General features: G+C 51.5%; 18 protein-coding genes. 15 read left to right on the forward strand and 3 right to left on the reverse strand.

The genetic code is table 11. The features are described from left to right. Nucleotides 1–117: 117 nt before the first annotated feature. Nucleotides 118–471, forward strand: coding sequence for an MmcQ/YjbR family DNA-binding protein (locus AC0IWZ_RS00210; RefSeq protein ID WP_034492428.1), 354 nt, complete (start codon nt 118–120; stop codon nt 469–471). Here the strand turns inward: AC0IWZ_RS00210 and uvrA are convergent, their stop codons facing one another. Then, nucleotides 472–3,303 carry an excinuclease ABC subunit UvrA gene (gene uvrA, locus AC0IWZ_RS00215; RefSeq protein ID WP_471678430.1) on the reverse strand — a complete coding sequence of 944 codons (2,832 nt, stop codon included), beginning with the start codon at nt 3,301–3,303 and terminating at the stop codon, nt 472–474. It lies immediately after the preceding gene. A 227-nt stretch (nt 3,304–3,530) separates the two neighbouring features. On the opposite strand from uvrA, the gene ssb1 reads away from it, so the two are divergent. From ssb1 to AC0IWZ_RS00270, 11 genes are all read left to right on the forward strand, one after another. Then, nucleotides 3,531–4,067 (forward strand): single-stranded DNA-binding protein SSB1, encoded by a 537-nt coding sequence (gene ssb1 / locus AC0IWZ_RS00220; RefSeq protein WP_115631525.1) that lies wholly within the window; start codon nt 3,531–3,533, stop codon nt 4,065–4,067. A 202-nt stretch (nt 4,068–4,269) separates the two neighbouring features. Further along, entirely contained in the window at nt 4,270–5,448 is a 1,179-nt protein-coding gene (locus AC0IWZ_RS00225) for a M20 aminoacylase family protein (protein ID WP_471678429.1), read from the forward strand. Between the two features lie 15 nt (nt 5,449–5,463). Further along, nucleotides 5,464–6,240, forward strand: coding sequence for an ABC transporter substrate-binding protein (locus AC0IWZ_RS00230; RefSeq protein WP_471678428.1), 777 nt, complete (start codon nt 5,464–5,466; stop codon nt 6,238–6,240). A gap of 246 nt (nt 6,241–6,486) precedes the next feature. Continuing rightward, nucleotides 6,487–8,082, forward strand: a complete 1,596-nt coding sequence (locus AC0IWZ_RS00235) for an FGGY-family carbohydrate kinase (protein ID WP_471678427.1) — start codon at nt 6,487–6,489, stop codon at nt 8,080–8,082. Nucleotides 8,083–8,103: 21 nt separating this feature from the next. Beyond that, nucleotides 8,104–9,750 carry a signal transduction protein gene (locus AC0IWZ_RS00240; protein ID WP_471678426.1) on the forward strand — a complete coding sequence of 549 codons (1,647 nt, stop codon included), beginning with the start codon at nt 8,104–8,106 and terminating at the stop codon, nt 9,748–9,750. Between the two features lie 12 nt (nt 9,751–9,762). Continuing rightward, nucleotides 9,763–10,689: a dihydrodipicolinate synthase family protein gene (locus AC0IWZ_RS00245; RefSeq protein ID WP_471678425.1), complete on the forward strand. Its 927-nt coding sequence runs from the start codon at nt 9,763–9,765 to the stop codon at nt 10,687–10,689. 11 nt (nt 10,690–10,700) lie between these two features. After that, on the forward strand, nt 10,701–11,750 hold the full coding sequence (locus tag AC0IWZ_RS00250; RefSeq protein ID WP_471678424.1) for a sialidase family protein: 1,050 nt from the start codon (nt 10,701–10,703) through the stop codon (nt 11,748–11,750). A gap of 16 nt (nt 11,751–11,766) precedes the next feature. Then, complete coding sequence (locus tag AC0IWZ_RS00255) at nt 11,767–12,738, forward strand: tripartite tricarboxylate transporter substrate binding protein (RefSeq protein ID WP_471678423.1); 972 nt, start codon at nt 11,767–11,769, stop codon at nt 12,736–12,738. Nucleotides 12,739–12,796: 58 nt separating this feature from the next. Further along, the gene (locus tag AC0IWZ_RS00260) at nt 12,797–13,264 is read left to right on the forward strand and encodes a tripartite tricarboxylate transporter TctB family protein (protein ID WP_471678422.1); all 468 of its coding nucleotides are present in this window, start codon (nt 12,797–12,799) and stop codon (nt 13,262–13,264) included. A gap of 9 nt (nt 13,265–13,273) precedes the next feature. Beyond that, entirely contained in the window at nt 13,274–14,782 is a 1,509-nt protein-coding gene (locus tag AC0IWZ_RS00265) for a tripartite tricarboxylate transporter permease (RefSeq protein WP_034492458.1), read from the forward strand. A gap of 12 nt (nt 14,783–14,794) precedes the next feature. Then, a complete protein-coding gene (locus AC0IWZ_RS00270; protein WP_471678421.1) occupies nt 14,795–15,820 on the forward strand; it encodes a LacI family DNA-binding transcriptional regulator in 1,026 nt (341 codons plus the stop codon). A 61-nt stretch (nt 15,821–15,881) separates the two neighbouring features. On the opposite strand, the gene AC0IWZ_RS00275 is transcribed toward AC0IWZ_RS00270, so the two are convergent. Together AC0IWZ_RS00275 and soxS are read right to left on the reverse strand one after the other, a co-directional pair. Further along, on the reverse strand, nt 15,882–16,163 hold the full coding sequence (locus AC0IWZ_RS00275) for a YjcB family protein (RefSeq protein ID WP_034492460.1): 282 nt from the start codon (nt 16,161–16,163) through the stop codon (nt 15,882–15,884). A gap of 236 nt (nt 16,164–16,399) precedes the next feature. Beyond that, nucleotides 16,400–16,723, reverse strand: coding sequence for a superoxide response transcriptional regulator SoxS (gene soxS / locus AC0IWZ_RS00280; protein WP_034492462.1), 324 nt, complete (start codon nt 16,721–16,723; stop codon nt 16,400–16,402). 86 nt (nt 16,724–16,809) lie between these two features. On the opposite strand from soxS, the gene soxR reads away from it, so the two are divergent. The 3 genes from soxR (at nt 16,810) to AC0IWZ_RS00295 (ending at nt 19,941) form a co-directional block, all read left to right on the forward strand. Then, nucleotides 16,810–17,268: a redox-sensitive transcriptional activator SoxR gene (gene soxR, locus AC0IWZ_RS00285; RefSeq protein ID WP_115631514.1), complete on the forward strand. Its 459-nt coding sequence runs from the start codon at nt 16,810–16,812 to the stop codon at nt 17,266–17,268. 284 nt (nt 17,269–17,552) lie between these two features. Continuing rightward, nucleotides 17,553–18,215 (forward strand): glutathione S-transferase family protein, encoded by a 663-nt coding sequence (locus tag AC0IWZ_RS00290; RefSeq protein WP_471678420.1) that lies wholly within the window; start codon nt 17,553–17,555, stop codon nt 18,213–18,215. Nucleotides 18,216–18,591: 376 nt separating this feature from the next. Beyond that, nucleotides 18,592–19,941 (forward strand): NCS2 family permease, encoded by a 1,350-nt coding sequence (locus AC0IWZ_RS00295; protein ID WP_034492470.1) that lies wholly within the window; start codon nt 18,592–18,594, stop codon nt 19,939–19,941. Nucleotides 19,942–20,114: the final 173 nt, after the last annotated feature.

The raw sequence follows: 20,114 nt of genomic DNA on the forward strand, positions 1-20,114 counted from the left end.
ATCAAAATTTCCCCGTTGAGTTTTACCTTTTGGCGAGTTGCTCGCACACTTAGAGGTGCCGGTTTCTTAAACTGGCTAGCACATCCTTTTCACGGGAGTCTCTCAAGGGGAATTAAAATGACCAATTCGGAGTTATTGCAATACTGCATGAACAAGCCCGGAGCCGAACAAGCGGTTCATAGCGACTGGAAGGCGACACAAATAAAAGTGGCGGATGTGATGTATGCGATGGTGCATGACGTGGAAGCGCGCCCGGCAGTGTCGTTAAAGGCAAGCCCGGCACTTGCCGACTTATTACGTGAACAACATAGTGATGTGCATCCTAGCGCGCATTTGAATAAAGCGCACTGGAGCACGCTTTACCTGGATGGCACACTTCCTGACTCGCAGATTTACTACCTGGTGGATGCTTCGTATCAGCAGGCATTATCGCTGCTGCCCCAGGAAACCAGGCAGCAGCTTTCTGACTGACTATTTCAATTTCAGCAAAGGCTTGAGGAAACGAGCGGTATGTGAAGTTTCACACTCTGCGACGGTTTCTGGCGTACCAGAAACGAGGATTTCGCCGCCGCCGCTACCGCCTTCCGGGCCAAGGTCAACAATCCAGTCCGCGGTTTTAATCACGTCCAGGTTATGCTCGATAACCACAATGGTGTTGCCCTGGTCGCGCAACTGGTGCAGAACTTCCAGCAATTGCTGAATATCTGCAAAGTGCAGGCCAGTCGTCGGCTCATCGAGGATATACAGCGTTTGTCCGGTGCCGCGTTTAGAAAGCTCACGCGCCAGTTTTACACGTTGTGCTTCACCGCCCGACAGCGTGGTCGCAGACTGACCCAGGCGAATGTAAGACAGGCCCACGTCGATTAACGTTTGCAGCTTACGCGCCAGCGCAGGTACGGCATCAAAGAATTCACGAGCGTCTTCAATGGTCATATCCAACACTTCGTGGATGCTTTTGCCTTTGTACTTAATTTCCAGCGTTTCGCGGTTGTATCGCTTGCCACGGCACTGATCGCACGGCACGTAAATATCCGGCAGGAAGTGCATCTCAACTTTGATAACACCATCACCCTGGCAGGCTTCACAACGCCCACCACGCACGTTAAAGCTAAAACGCCCTGGCGTATAACCCCGCGCACGGGATTCAGGCACGCCCGCAAACAGCTCACGCACTGGCGTAAACACGCCGGTATAAGTTGCCGGGTTTGAACGCGGTGTACGCCCAATCGGGCTTTGGTCGATATCAATAACTTTGTCGAAATGCTCCAGACCATGAACTTCGCGGTACGGCGCAGGTTCTGCAAGCGTTGCACCGTTCAATTGGGTTTGAGCAATCGGGAAAAGCGTATCGTTAATCAGCGTCGATTTACCGGAACCTGAAACCCCGGTCACACAGGTAAACAAGCCGACGGGCAGCGTCAACGTTACATCTTTCAGGTTGTTGCCCTTCGCGCCAACCAGCTTCAACACCTTCTCGGGATCTGCCGGAACGCGGTGTTTCGGCAGCGCAATTTCACGCTTACCGCTAAGGAACTGTCCGGTCAGTGATTCCGGCGCGTCGATAATATCCTGCATCGTGCCTTCAGCAACGACATGGCCGCCGTGAACACCCGCACCTGGGCCGATATCAATAATATGGTCTGCGGCACGGATCGCATCTTCGTCGTGCTCGACCACAATCACGGTATTCCCGAGGTCGCGCAGGTGAATCAGCGTTTCCAGCAGGCGCTCGTTATCGCGCTGATGCAGACCAATTGACGGCTCATCGAGCACATACATTACGCCCACAAGACCTGCGCCAATCTGGCTGGCCAGACGAATACGCTGCGCTTCACCGCCGGAAAGTGTCTCTGCGGAACGAGAAAGCGAAAGATAATTCAGGCCGACGTTCACCAGGAATTTCAGGCGATCGCCAATCTCTTTCAAGATTTTTTCAGCGATTTGCGCACGTTGCCCACTGAGCTTCATGTTGTGGAAGAATTCCATCGCATGACCGATGCTCATATCAGAGATCGTTGGCAGCGGCGTGTTTTCAACAAACACATGGCGTGCTTCACGGCGCAGACGCGTACCTTCGCAGCTTGCGCATGAACGGTTGCTGATAAATTTCGCCAGTTCTTCCCGCACCGCGGAAGACTCGGTTTCTTTATAGCGACGTTCCATATTATGCAGAACGCCTTCAAACGGATGGCGGCGTACAGACGTATCGCCACGGTCGTTAATATATTTAAATTCAATGCTCTCTTTGCCAGAACCATTGAGCACCACGTTTTTCACGCTGGCGCTCAGTTCATTCCACGGCGTTTCGACATCAAATTTATAATGCTCCGCAAGCGATCGCATCATGGTGAAGTAGTAGAAATTACGGCGATCCCAACCACGAATCGCGCCGCCGGCAAGGGAAAGCTCGCCGTTTTGTACAACACGCTCTGGGTCGAAATATTGCTGCACGCCAAGCCCGTCACAGGTTGGGCAGGCACCGGCCGGGTTGTTGAACGAGAACAGACGCGGTTCCAGCTCGCGCATGCTGTAGCCGCAAATCGGACAGGCGAAGTTTGCCGAGAACAGCAACTCTTCTGCTTTTTCATCGTCCATATCGGCGACAACCGCAGAACCGCCGGATAAATCCAGCGCGGTTTCAAAGGATTCAGCCAGACGCTGCGCGATATCTTCGCGCACTTTGAAACGGTCAACGACCACTTCAATGGTATGTTTTTTCTGTAATTCTAATTTTGGCGGATCCGAGAGATCGCACACTTCGCCGTCGATCCTGGCGCGGATGTAGCCCTGGCTTGCGAGGTTTTCCAGCGTTTTAGTGTGCTCGCCTTTCCTGTCTTTAATGATGGGGGCAAGCAGCATCAGGCGTTTGCCTTCCGGCTGCGCTAAAACGTTATCGACCATCTGGCTGACGGTTTGCGCCGCTAGCGGCACGTTGTGATCCGGGCAGCGCGGCTCACCCACGCGGGCATACAGCAGGCGCAGGTAATCATGAATTTCTGTAATAGTGCCGACGGTTGAACGCGGGTTGTGCGAGGTGGATTTCTGCTCGATAGAAATCGCAGGCGACAAGCCTTCAATGTGGTCGACATCTGGCTTTTCCATCAACGACAGGAACTGACGCGCATAGGCGGAGAGGGACTCAACGTAACGACGTTGCCCCTCGGCGTATAAGGTGTCGAAAGCCAGTGAGGATTTGCCAGAACCCGAAAGCCCAGTCACGACAATCAGCTTGTCGCGCGGAATAACGAGGTTAATATTTTTGAGATTGTGGGTGCGGGCGCCCCGAACTTCGATCTTATCCATTCACCTTTCCCGGTTTAAACGCTTTTTGCCAGGCCGCACAGGAGGCCGCCGACGATCACAAACGGCTAATTATGACACAATAAAACCTGAATGGATATCCAGTGCTTTAATGCAATAATGTATATCCTGCCGACATTCTGGAATGCATCCCGCAGCTATAAAGATTAGGGGTGGCGTGGTAGAATCGAGGGTTTACACTATTAATAAACGTTTCAGGAGACACGATCATGGCCAGCAGAGGCGTAAACAAGGTGATTCTCGTCGGGAATCTGGGTCAAGACCCGGAAGTGCGCTACATGCCAAATGGTGGCGCAGTTGCCAACATTACTCTGGCCACGTCAGAGTCCTGGCGCGATAAGCAAACCGGCGAAACTAAAGAAAAAACTGAATGGCACCGTGTTGTGCTGTTCGGGAAACTGGCAGAAGTTGCAGGCGAATACCTGCGTAAAGGCTCCCAGGTTTATATCGAAGGCGCATTGCAGACGCGTAAATGGACCGACCAGGCTGGCGTTGAAAAATACACTACCGAAATCGTGGTTAACGTGGGTGGCACCATGCAAATGTTGGGCGGCCGTGCAGCGGGCGGTGCTCCTGCCGGTGGTGGCGCTCCAGGCCAGCAGCAAGGTGGTTGGGGTCAGCCTCAGCAACCGCAGCAGGGTGGCAACCAGTTCAGCGGCGGCGCGCAATCTCGTCCGCAGCAGAGTGCTCCAGCGCCATCTAACAATGAGCCACCAATGGACTTCGATGACGATATTCCATTCTAAGATCATTCGTTAGAGTGAGTGCATTATAAGGCCCGCGGATATTGATAATATCCGCGGGTTTTTTTATCCGGTCAGATTAAATTAACTATTAACAATCTGAATGTATTGCTCCGCGTCATAAGTATTCCTGCTTGCATTAAAACGTTATCCAGCTAAGTTGTTTATGCAAACACAAACACTTATAACTCCACCGGAGAGCAGCATGACGGATTTCGTAATTCCAGAAATAAAAGCCTCAGAAGATGAGATGATTGCTATACGGCATTACTTACACGCTAACCCGGAATTAAGTCTGGAGGAGTTTAAAACCAGTGAATTAGTAGCAAAGCAACTTGAATCCTGGGGATATAAAGTCACGCGAGGAATTGGCACCACTGGGGTTGTGGGTTCTTTGAAAAAAGGGGATTCGAATAAATCTATTGGCTTGCGGGCTGATATGGACGCACTCCCTATTTTTGAAGAAACGAATTTACCCTGGGCCAGTACCGTGGCCGGGAAAATGCACGCCTGCGGCCACGACGGGCACACCACTATTTTATTGGCGGCGGCAAAATATATCGCCTCTGAATCCTGCGAATTTAACGGCACAGTCCATCTCATTTTCCAGCCAGCCGAAGAAGCCATTGGCGGCGCGGACTTAATGATTAAAGAGGGATTGTTCGAGCGTTTCCCATGCGACCGTGTCTTTGCCCTGCACAATATGCCAGGCTTGCCGACCGGAAAACTAGGTTTCTACTCAGGCAACTTTATGGCCTCGGCAGACACCGTAAAAATCACCATCAAAGGCTACGGCGGCCATGGTGCTTATCCGCAACGTACCGTTGACCCCATTGTGACGGGCGCGGCGCTAATCACCGCATTGCAAACCATTGTTTCCCGCAATGTCACACCTGGCGAAACCGCCATTGTTACCGTTGGAACCTTCCAGTCGGGTATTGCCTCCAACGTAATTCCCGATAGCGCGGTAATGGAATTAACCGTGCGCGCCATGAAACCAGAAATTCGCGACCTGCTGATTAAGAGAATTGAAGAATTAGCTGACTTCACGGCGAAAAGCTTTGGCGCCAGCTGCGACGTGGAAGTTTACGACTCCTATCCCGTCTTGATTAACGATGATGAACAAACGGCCTTTGCCCGTGAGCTGGCTGTCGAGTTTTTCGGTAAAGATGCGGTGCTCGATACGGTGCTTCCATCCACCGGCAGCGAAGATTTTGCCTTTATGCTGCAAGAAAGACCGGGCAGTTATTTCTTATTAGGCAATGGCGAAAAAGGGGAAAAAGGCGGCTGCATGGTACATAACCCGGGTTATGACTTTAACGATGCGATTATTTCCACCGGAGCCTCATTCTTTTCCCGTTTAGTACAAACTTACTGTCGTTAATATCCAGGAGCTAATATGAAAAAATATATTCTGCCATTAATTGCTCTGCTGGCGACAAGCTCGGCATTGGCAAATAATATTAAAGAAATCCGTTTTGGTGTCGATCCGACATTCGCTCCCTTTGAGTCAAAAGATGCCGCGGGGAAAGTCGTCGGGTTTGATATTGATTTAGGTAATGCTATTTGTGAAAAACTTCAGGCTAAATGCGTATGGGTGGAAAATAACTTTGATGCCATTATTCCCGCGCTGCAAGCCAGAAAGTTTGATGCCATTCTTTCCGGCATGTACATGACGGAAAAACGCAAAGAACAAATCGCCTTTACCGATAAAATATATAACGGCCCGGTGTTCCTGGTGGCTCACAAAAACAGCCCGATCAAACCGGAAATTGATCAGCTGAAAGGTAAAACCATCGGCGTTGAGCAAGGCTCTGCCCAAGAAACGTACGCGAATAAAAACTGGCGCAGTGCCGGGGTTAACGTGGTGGCTTATCAGGGGGCTGATTTAGTGGTGCAGGATTTGGAGTCCGGACGCATCGACGCGGCAGTGCTTTCTGGGGTGATGGCGGAATATAGCTTCCTGAACAAACCGCAGGGCAAAGATTTTGCTATGGTCGGTAAAGCATTACAGGACCCGGAATTATTTGGGGCAGGCGCGGCGATTGGCCTGCGTAAAGATGATGCGCAATTACGCGAAGCGCTAAATGCCGCGATAAGCCAAATCATTGCGGACGGAACCTACAAGAAACTGGCGGATAAATACTTCAGTTTTGATATCTATTCCGGGACGTAATTTCAGTATCGCACCAGGCGCAAACTGGCCTGGTGCTTTTCTTCAGTCGCTTCGTTGTGCGCTAAAAAATAGTCTAAAAATCGCGCATCATTAAACAATTCAAAAACAACATCTTAACCTTTAATCTTCATTTGAAGCTCCTTCCAGCTTGTCGAGCTGATCACAAATTAAACAGTGAGCAGTTGTGTTTAACTATTCACTTAACCAATATGCTTTCTCGACGCAGTAGCCGATGAGAGCACAAAAATGACGAAATTATTTGTTGGCGTTGATGTGGGTTCCGCAAGTGTCAGAGCCGGTATTTACACGATGGAAGGCACCCGCCTGGCATTTTCTGTTCGTCCCATCCAGCAGTTTCACTACCAGACTAACCGAGTCGAACAATCCTCCAGTGATATCTGGCAGCAGGTGTGCACCACGGTGCGCGAGGCAATAAGCCTTGCCGGTGTGCAACCACAGCAAGTGGTCTCGATTGGATTTGACGCGACATGTTCACTGGTGGCGGTGGGCGAACGCGGGCAGCCGGTGGCGGTAGGCGAGGAAGGTGATGCTGACCACGACATCGTGATGTGGATGGATCACCGTGCAGGCGAAGAAACTCAACGTATCAACGCCACGAATGATTCCGCGCTGCAATACGTCGGTGGACAGGTCAGCATTGAGATGGAATTGCCTAAAATCCTGTGGCTGAAAAACCATTTTCCTGAGCGTTATGCCTCCATCTGGCGGTTCTTCGACTTAGCCGATTACCTGGTATGGCGTGCCACGGGTGCGGATGCAGCAGGCGTTTGTACGCTGACATGCAAATGGAACTATCTGGCGCATGAAGAACGGTTTAGCCAGAGTTTGCTGGAGTCCGTCGAATTAGCGGATTTGATGAATAAAATCCCACCGAGCATTATTCAAGTGGGGCAGCCAGTGGGCACTCTGCGCACTGATGTGGCCGCGCAGTTAGGCTTAACGCCTGATGTCGTTGTCGCCAGCGGTTTGATTGACGCCCACGCGGGCGGCCTGGCATTAGTGGCGGCGGCTCCTGAAGCCAATCTTGCGATTATCAGCGGCACCTCGAATTGCCACATGATTGTCAGCAAAGAGGCGAAATCGGTGCCTGGCGTGTGGGGACCTTATTTTGCCGCGATGTACCCAGGCTGGTGGCTCAACGAAGGCGGGCAAAGTGCTGCCGGGGCGCTGGTGGACTGGGCATTGATGCAAAGCGACGCCTGGCCTGCATTAAAAAATGAAGCCGACGCGCTGGGCTGTAGCGTTTACCAAATCCTGAACCAATGGGTCGCGCAACTCGAATCCTGCGAAAAATACCCTACCAGCCAACTCCATATTCTGGCGGACCACCACGGCAACCGCTCACCACGATCCGACGCTAACGCCCGTGGCATGATCGCCGGGCTGACGCTCGAGAAAGGTCAGTCTCAGCTTGCGCGGTTGTACCTCGCCACCTTGCAGGCCATTGCTTACGGCACGCGCCACATCATCGACACCATGGAACACAACGGCCAGGGCATTGACTCAATAACGCTATGCGGCGGCGCGAGCAAAAACCCGCTCTGGTTGCGCGAATACGCCAACGTCACCGGGCGCGCCATCCATCTGGTTGAAGAAGAAGATGCCGTTACGCTTGGGGCGGCACTTAATGGCGCTGTTGCCTGCAAGGCATTTAGCAGTTTTTCAACGGCGGCTGGTGCCATGGTCAGGCGCGATAAAACCATTGAGCCCGACGCTGCACACCGTGCATTCCACGACGCGAAATATCAGGTTTACCTGCAAATGTACCAGGACCAGCAGCGCTATCAGGCTGTGATGCAGCAAACCCTCGTGGCCCCTTAATTACATAAAAGGAAAAAGAAAGTGCTTACACAAACTCTGCCTTCTGTGTCGCAAAAAATCACTGCGGGTAACAATGAAATCCTGATGGTGACCAATGCAGATTTACGCGAATCAGCGAACCTCGCCTGCTGGCCGGTACAACAAAAATACGAAGCGAAATTGCACGATGCCCTGAGTTCGCTGGGTTACAGCATGAAGCGCGCTCATCCGATAGATGAAGAACGTGGCCACGGGTTTATCAGCAGCCAGCGCCAGGGCAGCTCGCTGTTCGCTCAAATTGACGAAAACGCGCCGGTGATAGTGCTGCTGACCGCCTGGCAATATTCTCATCACGTTGCACCTTCGTTGGTTCATCACAAAGGGCCGGTTTTGCTACTGGCAAACTTTGACGGCACGTGGCCAGGTCTGGTGGGCATGCTCTGCTTGGCGGGATCGCTGACCAGCCTCGGGAAATCGTACTCGCGTTTGTGGTCAGAAAATTTTGATGACGACCTGTTCATCAATGGCCTGCAAACCTGGTTGCGCTATGGTTCTTTGCAGCACTCTACCGGCTACCTGCAAGAGATAGCGCCTACCCACCCGGTGATGGCGACGCAAGCCGGGGCAATGGGGCGAAATGCCGGTGAATTTATCCTGAAAAACAAAGAGATCCTCGGCCTGTTCGACACCTTCTGTATGGGGATGATTAACGGCGTATTCCCGCAGCAGGCGATGGTGAATATCGGCATGCCAATCGAATCCCTTTCGCAATCGGCGCTGCTGGTGGAAATGGCAAAAGTGCCTGACGACCTGCGTGAAACGTGCCTGGCCTGGTATCAGGAACGCGGCATGAAATTCCAGTTTGGTGAAAACAGCCGCGAAGAACTGACCCGCGAACAAGTTAAAGAGCAGTGCGCCATGATGATTGCGATGGCGCGATTTGTGCAGCGTTTTGGTCTTTCTGCGGTGGGTGTGCAATACCAGCAAGGCCTGAAAGACAGCTGCGCGGCTTCTGATTTTGCCGAAGGTGCGATTGGCTCAACCGAGCGTTTCCCTATCCCGGACGAGCAGGGAAATATCATCAACGAAGGCCAGCCGATCCCGTGTATCAACGAAGTGGATATGGGTACCGCCATCCCGCAAACCATGCTGTGGCGCTTGCTGACCTCCTTCTCCTTACCTGCCGAAACTACGCTGCACGACATCCGCTGGGGCAGCGTTTATCAGGATACATTTTACTGGGATCTGGAAATTTCTGGCGCCGTACCGTTTGAACACCTGAAAGGGGGAATTGCCGGGGCGACAGGTTATCGCCAGCCAGCGATGTACTTCCCTTATGGCGGCTCCACCATTAGCGGCCAGGGCAAAGCCGGGCGCTTTATCTGGGCGCGTGCGCACTACGAAGGGACTGACGTCATCATGCATATCGGCACCGGGCACGCGGTGGAATTACCGGCCGACGAGTTCGAACGCCGTCGCCGTGCGACCTGCTACGAATGGCCTTTACTTAACGCCGTGTTGGATGGGGTCGGGCGCGACGACCTGATGGCAGGCCATCAAAGTAACCACCTGACGGTGGCGTATGTTCCAGAAAATGAACTGCAAACGGTTTTGCAGGCCTTCGTTGCTCAGTCGCTGACCCAGGGTATTCGGGTTCACGTTGCCGGTGACGCAATTCGGTTGTTGTAAGAGGACGAGTGGATGAACGAGCAAAAATACCGTGGTATCTGGCCGGTGATGTTAACGCCATTTACCGAACAAAAAGAGATCGACTGGACATCGCTGGAACGCTTAATCGAGTGGTATCTGTCGGCTGGCGTGCATGGTTTATTCGCCGATTGCCAGTCGAGTGAAATGTTCTTTTTAAGCGACGAAGAATCTCTCGAACTGGTGAAATTCGTTGTGAAGTGCGTGAAAGGTCGCGTGCCGGTGGTGGCTTCCGGCCATACTGCCAACGCCTTCAATCACCAGCGTGAGCAGTTGATCAAGATGTCTGATACCGGCGTGGATGCGGTGATTCTCATCAGTAACCGCCTGGCATTGGCCGGGGAAAGCGACGCACTGGCACTGGAAAATCTACAGCGCCTGACCTTAGATGTGCCAAAGCATGTCGATCTCGGTATTTACGAATGTCCGTTCCCTTATAAGCGTTTGTTGAGTGAAGAAACGGTGGCGTGGTGTGCGCAAAGCGGTCGCTACACCTTTATCAAAGACACTTGTTGTAGCTTGCCAATAATCAAGCGCCGCCTGGCATTAACCAAAGGTAGCCGCCTGCATCTGGCAAACGCGAATAGTCAGACGTTGCTGGCCTCCTTGCAGGAAGGTTGCCAAGCCTACAGCGGCGTGATGGCGAATTTCCATCCTGAGCTGTATGTCTGGCTGTACGAAAACTTCCAGACACAGCCAGAAAAGGCCCAACGCCTGGCGGATTACCTCTCTACGGCGGCGCTGGCAGAAAACCTGGATTACCCGGTTTGTGCGAAATCTTTCCAGCAGCAAATTGGTAATTTCTCAACTCATACCTGCCGGGTTCGCAGCAGCCAGGGCTATCGTGAAACCTTCTTCCCACAGGCTATCGACAGCATGGTGCAGTTGGGGCGCGATATTCAGAAAACGCTGGCGATATAAGGAGATAACCGATGCCGTTTACTCAGCAAAGCCGCCAGTTTTTACTGTCCGAAACGCAAACGGATTTTGCCCAATGCCATGCCTCTACGCTGGTGGCGTTGCCGGAGCATAATTCCGTGCTGGTGGCTTTTTTTGCCGGAACAAAAGAAGGCAGTGGCGACACCTCCATCTGGCTGTCGCGCTCTGAAAACGGTGAATGGCACCCCGCGCAGCGCATCATGGCGGAGCCGGGTCTGGCGCATTGGAATCCGGTGCTTCACTACCAGCAAGGCGCGGTCTGGCTTTTCTATAAAGTGGGGCCGGACGTCCACACCTGGACGACGCGCGTGGCGGTTTCGCACGATGGTGGCCTGAGCTGGAGCGCGCCACACTCACTCATAAACGGCGATACACAGCCACGCGGGCCGGTGAAAAATAAAATTCTGGTGATGAGTAACGGCGAGTGGTTAGCGCCAGGTTCAACGGAAAATGACCAGCACTGGGATGCGTTTGTCGATGTTTCTGCGGACTGCGGGCAGTCCTGGTACAAAGTCGATATGCCTTTTGAGCACCAGTCACCGGGGCAAGGCGCGGACGAAAACACCTGGCAGGGGCTTAAAGATAATGCGCTGTGGGAGTGCAATTTAAAGCAAGTGTTTGCCTGGGATGGTGTGATTCAGCCCACGTTGTGGGAATCCCAAACGGGGAATATTCATGCGTTACTACGCAGCACGCGTGGAAAGATCTATCGTACTGATTCTGTTGATTATGGTCGTAGCTGGTGCGCGGCCTATGCCACAGCGCTTCCTAATAATAACAGTGGAATTGATGTGGTGAGACTCAGCTGTGGAACGCTGGTTCTGGCATGTAATCCCATCGAAGGAAACTGGGGGCGCCGTTATCCGATTGCTTTACTGGAATCGCAGGATAATGGCGCAACGTGGTCGCAACCCTGGGCTTTAGAACACAGCAAAGGTGAGTTTTCCTATCCAGCCATTATTGCCGAGGGGGAGGTTTTACATCTGACCTGGACTTTTAACCGTACAAACATCGTTTATCAGACAATTACACACAACAAATAAAAACAGTGGAGACCCTATGAAAAAGAACCTGTTATGTGCCTTATTGATGTTGCTACCGTTTGGTGCCGTTCATGCCGAACAAACTCTGACCTACCCGAAAAAGAACATTGATGTCGTTATCCCTAAAAACCCAGGTGGTGGCACGGATACTTCCGCGCGTACCGTCATTGAATTTGCACGTGACAGAATGCCGTCTGGCACCATGATGGTTCCTGTCAACAAGCCTGCGGGCAACGGAATTACGGGCCTGCTGGAAGTCGCAAAAGCGCGTCCGGACGGTTATAAACTGGTGATGACGACCGTTGAGCTGGCGATGTTCCCGCACCAGGGGAAATCACCGGTAACGTATAAAGATTTCACCCCCATCGTCACTACCATCGCTGACCCCGTTGCGGTAGTGGTAAATGCCAAATCGCCATACAACACGCTGCAAGAATTTATTGATGCCGCGAAAGCGAACCCAGGGAAAATTAAAGTGGGTAACTCAGGCATGGGCGCCATTTACGATCTTGCGACCATCAACATCGAAAAGATTACTGGGGCTAAATTCAACCGTATTCCTTATAACGAAGGCACCGGTCCTTCCATCGCCGCATTAGTGGGCGAGCACATAGACGCGGTGTTAACCACTCCGGGTTCAGTTAAATCTCAGGTTGATGCCGGTATTTTAAAAGTGCTCGGTGTGATGGATGAAAAACGATTCCCGTTATTCCCGGATGTCCCGACATTTAAAGAAGCGCTGAATCTGGATGTGAACGTAAAAATGCGCGCCTGGGCGGTTCTGGCGACCACAGCAAAAGTGGACGACAACATCAAGAAACAACTGGTTGATACGTTTACCGAAGTGGTGAAAACCCCGGCATACCAGGAAGCATTGAAGAAACAAGGCATTATGCCAGTCGTGATTACCGGTGACGATGCCTATGAAATGATGAAAGACGACCACGAGTTGTACGGCAAACTGATTGCCGAAACCACGAAGAAATAATCGATAAAAATATCACCCATCTCCTGTCGGTGAATGCCGGCAGGAGGGAGATTCGACAATGCGAACGCAGAATTTTTTTGTTGGGATGTTCTCTCTGGTATTGGGGATAGCGATTATCTTCCTCTCGCGCAATATGCCGATGTTTGATGAAAGCGGCATATTAGGTGAGCGTTTCTGGCCCTATACCCTGGCCTGGTTATTTATTGGCTTAGGCGTTATCCAGTGGATAAGTATTTATTTGCAGCGTGGCACTACAGATGGCGAAAAAGCCGATCTTAGCTCTTATCCGGTGCGTAAAGCCTATGGTGTCACGGTTCTGATGGTGATATACGCGGTGGCCCTTTGTTATGCCGGATTTATTGCTTCATCGGTAATTTTGATTCCCGCAATTATGTGGGTAATGGGTGAGCGGCGTCCGCTATTTTTAGCCATTACTACCGCGCTGATTGTGCTGTGTATATATGTCTCATTTGAAGTTGTCTTTAATTCACCGCTGCCGGAATCCATATTTTCCGAGTCATTCTAAGAGGCTAAGATGAACGAAATTCTTGATGCCCTGATGATTGTCTTTAGCTTAGAAACGACCGGCATGATTTTGCTTGGCGTTCTGGCGGGGATCATCATTGGTGCGCTACCGGGTTTAACGGTGAATATGGGTATCGCCCTGCTGCTGCCGCTGACGTATTCCTTCCAGGGAATGACCGGCATCCTGATGCTGCTGGGGGTTTATTGCGGTGCGGTATATGGCGGTTCAATTACGGCGATATTAATCAGCACGCCAGGCACGCCTGCTTCTGCGGCAACGGTGCTTGATGGCTATCCGATGGCAAAACGTGGCGAAGCGGGACGCGCGCTGGGTTTATCCACGCTGGCATCAATGTTCGGTGGCGTCTTCAGTACCATTGCACTGGTTTTAATTGCGCCGCTGCTGGCAAAAGTGGCGACTGGATTTTCATCCGCAGAATATTTTGCTCTCGCCATTTTCGGTATTAGCATTATTACCAGCGTGTCGTCGCAGTCGGTTATTAAAGGTTTAATTGGTGGTGTACTGGGCTTATTTATTGCCACCATTGGTCTGGACCCGATGACCAGCGGCATGCGTTTTACCTTTGATTCAATTTACCTGATGGGCGGCATTTCCTTTATTCCCGTGCTGGTTGGCCTGTTTGCTTTCTCTCAGGGTTTATTAAGCCTTGAAGAGGATCACCGCGAAAAGCTGGCGGGAATTGTTCGCCAGACCAAAAGTAAAATTGACCGCATTCTGCCCACCTGGTCTGATATTAAACGCGTGATGCCAACCTATATTCGCTCGTCGGTGATCGGTACGGGTATCGGCGCAATTCCTGGGACTGGCGGCGATATCGCCTCGTTTATTGCTTACAACGAAGCCAAGCGCTGGTCAAAACACCCGGAAGAATTTGGGCACGGCTCACCGGAAGGCGTTTCAGCGCCGGAAGCGGGTGCAAACTCTGTGGCCGGTGGCGCAATGGTTCCACTCATGACACTCGGTATTCCAGGCGATGGCGCGACGGCAATTATCATGGGCGCGTTTATGGTACAGGGGCTGGCGCTCGGGCCGCAGTTATTCACGGATCATCCGGTTGAAGTCAATTCCATTTTCATCGGTTTGTTTGCGGCGAATATCTTTATGGGCATCATGGGCTTTATGGGGATGCGCTTATTTGCCAAAGTGATGAGCGTGCCGCGCCGCGTACTGGTGCCGATTATCTTTGTGCTGTGCTCGGTTGGGGCATATTCCGTTAACCATGATATGACCGATGTGTTTGTCATGATGGGCGCAGGGCTTGCGGCGTATATCCTGATTAAGCTGGATTTTTCGATGTCGCCAATTGTTATCGGTATTATTCTTGGGCCGATGGCCGAGTCGAATTTCCGCCGCACGCTGGTTATCTCCGAAGGCGACCCGATGATATTCCTCACGCGCCCGGTCTGCGCAGTGTTTTTAGGTATCGCAATACTGACGCTGTTGTTACCGATTTTTGGCCCGCGTTTAAAAGCCTTATGGCGTAAACAACCCAGCTAAGGAAGAGTCAGATTGGCAAAGACAATTGAGCAAATCGCCACGGATCTTGGCGTTTCAATCACCACGGTGCGAGCCGTGTTGAATGGCAATGCGCAGAAATATCGCATTAGCGAAAAGACCCAGGAAAGAATCAATAGTTACGTTAAAAAACATAGCTATACCATCAATCTTGCTGCGCGGAGTTTAAAGCTTAATAAGACGGACACCTTTGGCCTGGTGATCCCGCGCCTGTCTAACCCCTTCTTTTCTGCATTGGCCGAATTACTGGAAGCACGCTGTCGTGAGCAGGGTTATCAGTTAATGATTAGCTGCACCAACAACGATACGGCGTATGAAAATTTGTTAGTGAAATCGCTGGAGAATCGCAACGTTGATGGGATTTTTGTCGTCTCGACCAACGCAACAAGCCAGGCGCATTACCTGAAAAACTGCCAGAAACCGCTGGTGTTTCTTGACAGGGATTTTGGCGTTGAAGGGGCGTGTTGCGTGGTGACGGATAACGTGGATAGCGGGTTTCGGCTGACGGACGCGATGCTGAACCATACTCATGCGCCGATTCAGTTCTTCGTGGGCGACCCGAATTCACCGTCAATCATTGACCGCCTGACCGGTTATCGTGCGGCCATGAAACAGCACGGCATCAAAATTATGCCCGAGCACATCAGCAGCGCCGGGCATAACCAGCTAAGCGACGGTGAAAAAATGATGGTGGATTATATTGATACCCATCACCACTGGCCGCAGCATTTTATTGCGTCGTCGTTGCCAATTTTACAAGGTGCACTGGGGGTATTGCGCGAGCGATACGGCTATATTCCGCACGAGATAAACATTGGCACCTTCGATGACAATATTATGCTCAGTTTCCTTGCGAATAATATTTGGGCGATGCGCCAAAACGAGAAGCATCTTGCGCAAGAAGCCTGCCAGTTGATGCTGGAAAAACTCGCCCGGCATGATGAACCGCCAGGTAGCAGAGCTAAAGCGGAATTGGTATTCAGGCAAAGCACGGTGAATGCGCGCGACGCAAAACGCTGATCGACAAAAACAAAAAAGGCCTCGTATATAACAGAGGCCTTTCACATTTCTGGCTGACCAATCAGGTCAGCACCATCGGCCATTCAGGTGGTGCGTGGCTTGAGATCTCAATCATAATGTCTTTGAACGACGCCCAGATGACCGGGAAATCGGCCCACTCCAGCCCCAATAAGCCGGTCGCAAACCACAACGCAGAGGCAATCCCCAGCATGCTGCTGACGATAGCAAAAAACGTGTAGTCGGATTTGCGAAACTGGATATTCAACGTGCTGGCTAAAAACATCAGAACCGCACTGACTAAAGGCCAGCGCATTAATAAAACGCTGGTAGTAATTGCCGCCATGAAAATTGTTCCTTAATCACATAACTCATTACGCTAAACGGTTATGCGCGACATAAGGCGCAACAATGACAACTCAGGACCGTCAGGGAAATAAGTGGGTACAAAAAATGTAAGAAGAATCCTGTCTCACAGGATTTGTGAACTATATCACATTTGTTCTTTTAATCGCCAGTTCTGTGGCGCATTTTCTGACCCATTTCTCGAATGTTCAGGCAACAATACTGCGGCAAATACCGTCAGGCGTGGTGACGATAATCAGTCGGTGTGCGGTCAAACTCACGGCGGAAAACGCGGGAAAATGTTTGCTGAGAAACGTAACCGTAGTCCATCGCGATATCAAAAATGGGGCGCTGGGTATTTCGCAGCTCTTTCGCTGCCATCAGCAGACGGCGCTGGCGAATGTATTCACCTAACGTCTGGCGCTTAACGGTACGGAACATTCGTTGAAGGTACCATTTTGAATAGCCTGATTTTTTTGCCACAACGTCAATGTTCAGCGGTTGATCAATGTGATCGTCAATCCATTCAGTCAAAGTTTGAATAATGTCCTGGTGTGCCATAAGTCATCCTCAAGCCTGTGTGTTCGTTAGCAGGTTTTGTTGGCAGCGAGTATAATTCCTCAAGTTAACTTGAGGTAAAGAGGATTATGGAAAAGAAAACACCGCGCTTTAAACCGTTACTCAGTCCTGGAGAAGTGGCAAAGCGCAGCGGCGTGGCTGTTTCCGCTTTGCACTTCTATGAAAGCAAGGGGCTGATCAAAAGCAGACGAAATAGCGGAAACCAGCGGCGTTATACGCGTGATGTGCTGCGAAACGTCGCCATTATTAAAATCGCCCAGCGAATCGGCATTCCGCTGTCGACTATTGGTGAAGAGTTTGGCGTGCTGCCGGACGGCCATAAAATCAATAAAAACGACTGGAAAAAAATGTCGTCGCAATGGCGTGAAGAACTTGATCGGCGCATCAACATGCTGACTGCGTTGCGTGACGAACTTGATGGCTGCATCGGCTGCGGTTGTTTATCGGGTGCCGACTGCCCGCTGCGAAATCCTGGCGATAAACTGGGTGAAGAGGGGACTGGCGCACGTCTTTTAGAAGATGATTAAGGTGAATCGCAGGCAAAACTAAAGCGCCCAACTTCGGCGCTTTAGTTTATTACCCGGTCTTTGTCTTTCGATCTATCCCGCTTTTCGCAAGGAGGGTTTCCCCCGACATCAGCGTCCCTCAATCACTCATTCTCAGGAGGTTCCGGATTGCACTGACAATTTAAGTGTAGCCAGGCATCGTCAGGTTTCAAGGTGAATTTGCATGTTTTTTGAACAACTCTAATGCGCCACATTGCGCAACGTTTCCTATAGTTAACTCATCTTGCTAAACAGAAGGTTAACTCATGCTTACCGTTCATCATCTCAATAACTCCCGCTCGCAGCGCATATTATGGATGCTTGAAGAGCTTCAGGTGCCGTACCAGATTGTTCGTTACCAGCGCGAACCCACGATGCTCGCACCAGAGTCATTAAAAGCCGTGCACCCGCTAGGGAAATCGCCGGTGGTGGAAGATAACGGCAATATCCTCGCGGAATCTGGGGCCATCATCGAATATCTGCAAGAAACCTATGACCCCGAAAGTCGCCTCAAGCCGATTTCCTGCGAGGACAAACTGCGTTATCGATTCTGGCTGCATTACGCCGAAGGATCGTTGATGCCCTTGCTGATGATGAAACTGGTCTTTGGTAGCCTGGGCAAAGCACCTGTACCGTGGTTGTTACGTCCGGTCGGCAATGTTTTGGGGCAGGGCGTGCAAAAGGCATATCTGAACAAACAGATTTTGACGCATGCGCGTTACCTCGAAGATTGTCTGCAAAAAACGCCCTGGTTTGCCGGGCAAGCGATAAGTGCGGCGGATATTCAAATGAGTTTCCCGGTTATCGCTTTGCTGTCTCGCGGTGGCATAAACGACCTGCCGAATTTGCAGAATTGGTATAACCAGGTGCAAATGCGCCCCGCCTGGCAGAGGGCCATTCAGCAGGGTGGGTCTTTCGAGATCCCGTAATCTTATCTATCGAAAAATCCTATGAGCCAGGAAAATGCATTACCCGTATCTTGCATCATTGTTGCTAAATTGCGCATCAACGATAACGTTTGCGCATGAGGTGGCGATATTTTGACCGGCTAACGCATTTTTCGGCAAAAAGCGGCAAAGTTCGGTTGAAAATCCATGTAAGAAGGCCGGATAATCGTTTGCCTTAATTTTGACGCACAGTTTGTATGCGCGGAGTTAAACGTTTGCTTTTTTTGTGACGCCCTTTTTTGTCGCAAACGCAGCACAGGGATTTATTCGTCGTTTTTTAGAATATGAACGTTTAATTAGAAGCGGATTCCGCCACGCATACCGACTTAATCATAAAAATCTCAGGGGATTTTTCACTATGTCTAATCATTCTCCGCGTGCAACCAGCGGCATCGACGCCTGGTTCAAAATATCTGCACGTGGCAGCACCGTTCGCCAGGAAGTTGTTGCGGGTTTAACGACCTTCCTCGCGATGGTGTACTCCGTGATCGTGGTACCGGGCATGCTCGGTAAAGCAGGTTTCCCTCCTGCGGCGGTCTTTGTGGCAACTTGTCTGGTCGCCGGTGTTGGCTCTCTGCTGATGGGCTTGTGGGCGAATCTGCCGCTGGCCATTGGTTGCGCTATTTCACTGACGGCGTTCACCGCATTCAGCCTGGTGCTCGGCCAACACATCAGCGTTCCGGTTGCGTTAGGTGCCGTGTTCCTGATGGGTGTGCTGTTCACCATTATCTCCGCAACCGGTATTCGTAGCTGGATTTTGCGTAACTTACCGATGGGTGTTGCGCATGGCACCGGTATCGGTATCGGCCTGTTCCTGCTGCTGATTGCAGCAAACGGTGTCGGTTTGGTTATCAAAAACCCACTGGACGGCTTGCCTGTTGCGCTTGGCCATTTCGCCAGCTTCCCGGTCATTATGTCTTTGATTGGCCTGGCGGTAATCATCGGTCTGGAAAAACTGAAAGTCCCTGGCGGCATTCTGCTGACCATCATCGGGATTTCTATTTTCGGCCTGATTTTCGATCCGACAGTGCATTTCTCCGGCATCTTCGCTATGCCTTCGCTGAAAGACGAAGCGGGTAATTCGCTGATTGGTAGCCTGGATATCATGGGCGCGCTGAACCCAGTGGTGTTGCCAAGCGTTCTGGCGTTGGTCATGACTGCGGTATTCGATGCAACCGGCACCATTCGCGCCGTTGCGGGCCAGGCAAATCTGCTGGATAAAGACGGCCAAATCATTGATGGCGGCAAAGCGCTGACCACCGACTCCCTCAGCTCCGTATTCTCGGGCCTGGTGGGTGCGGCTCCGGCGGCTGTTTACATCGAATCTGCGGCAGGTACGGCGGCGGGCGGTAAAACTGGCCTGACGGCAATCACCGTTGGCGTATTGTTCCTGCTGATCCTGTTCCTTTCTCCGCTCTCTTATCTGGTTCCTGCTTATGCCACCGCTCCGGCGCTGATGTATGTGGGCTTACTGATGTTGAGCAACGTAGCAAAAATCGACTTCGCTGATTTCGTTGATGCTATGGCGGGCCTGATCACTGCGGTGTTCATCGTGCTGACCTGTAACATCGTTACCGGCATCATGATTGGTTTCGCCTCCCTGGTGATTGGCCGCATCGTATCGGGTGAGTGGCGTAAGCTGAACATCGGAACGGTGGTGATTGCGATCGCGCTTGTAGCCTTCTACGCAGGCGGCTGGGCCATTTAAGCTATCGTTATGTCGGATGACGCTATCGCTTATCCGGCCTACGTAATGCAGCCCTTGTAGGGTGGATAAGCGTAAGCGTCATCCACCAGTAATTCGGGTGGGGGAGTTCAAACTTTCCCGCCCTGCAAATCCTCCCAAAAACACCTCAAATCTTTTCCTGTTTCCTTCCGGTG

Source organism: Buttiauxella sp. AC142, assembly GCF_979253435.1.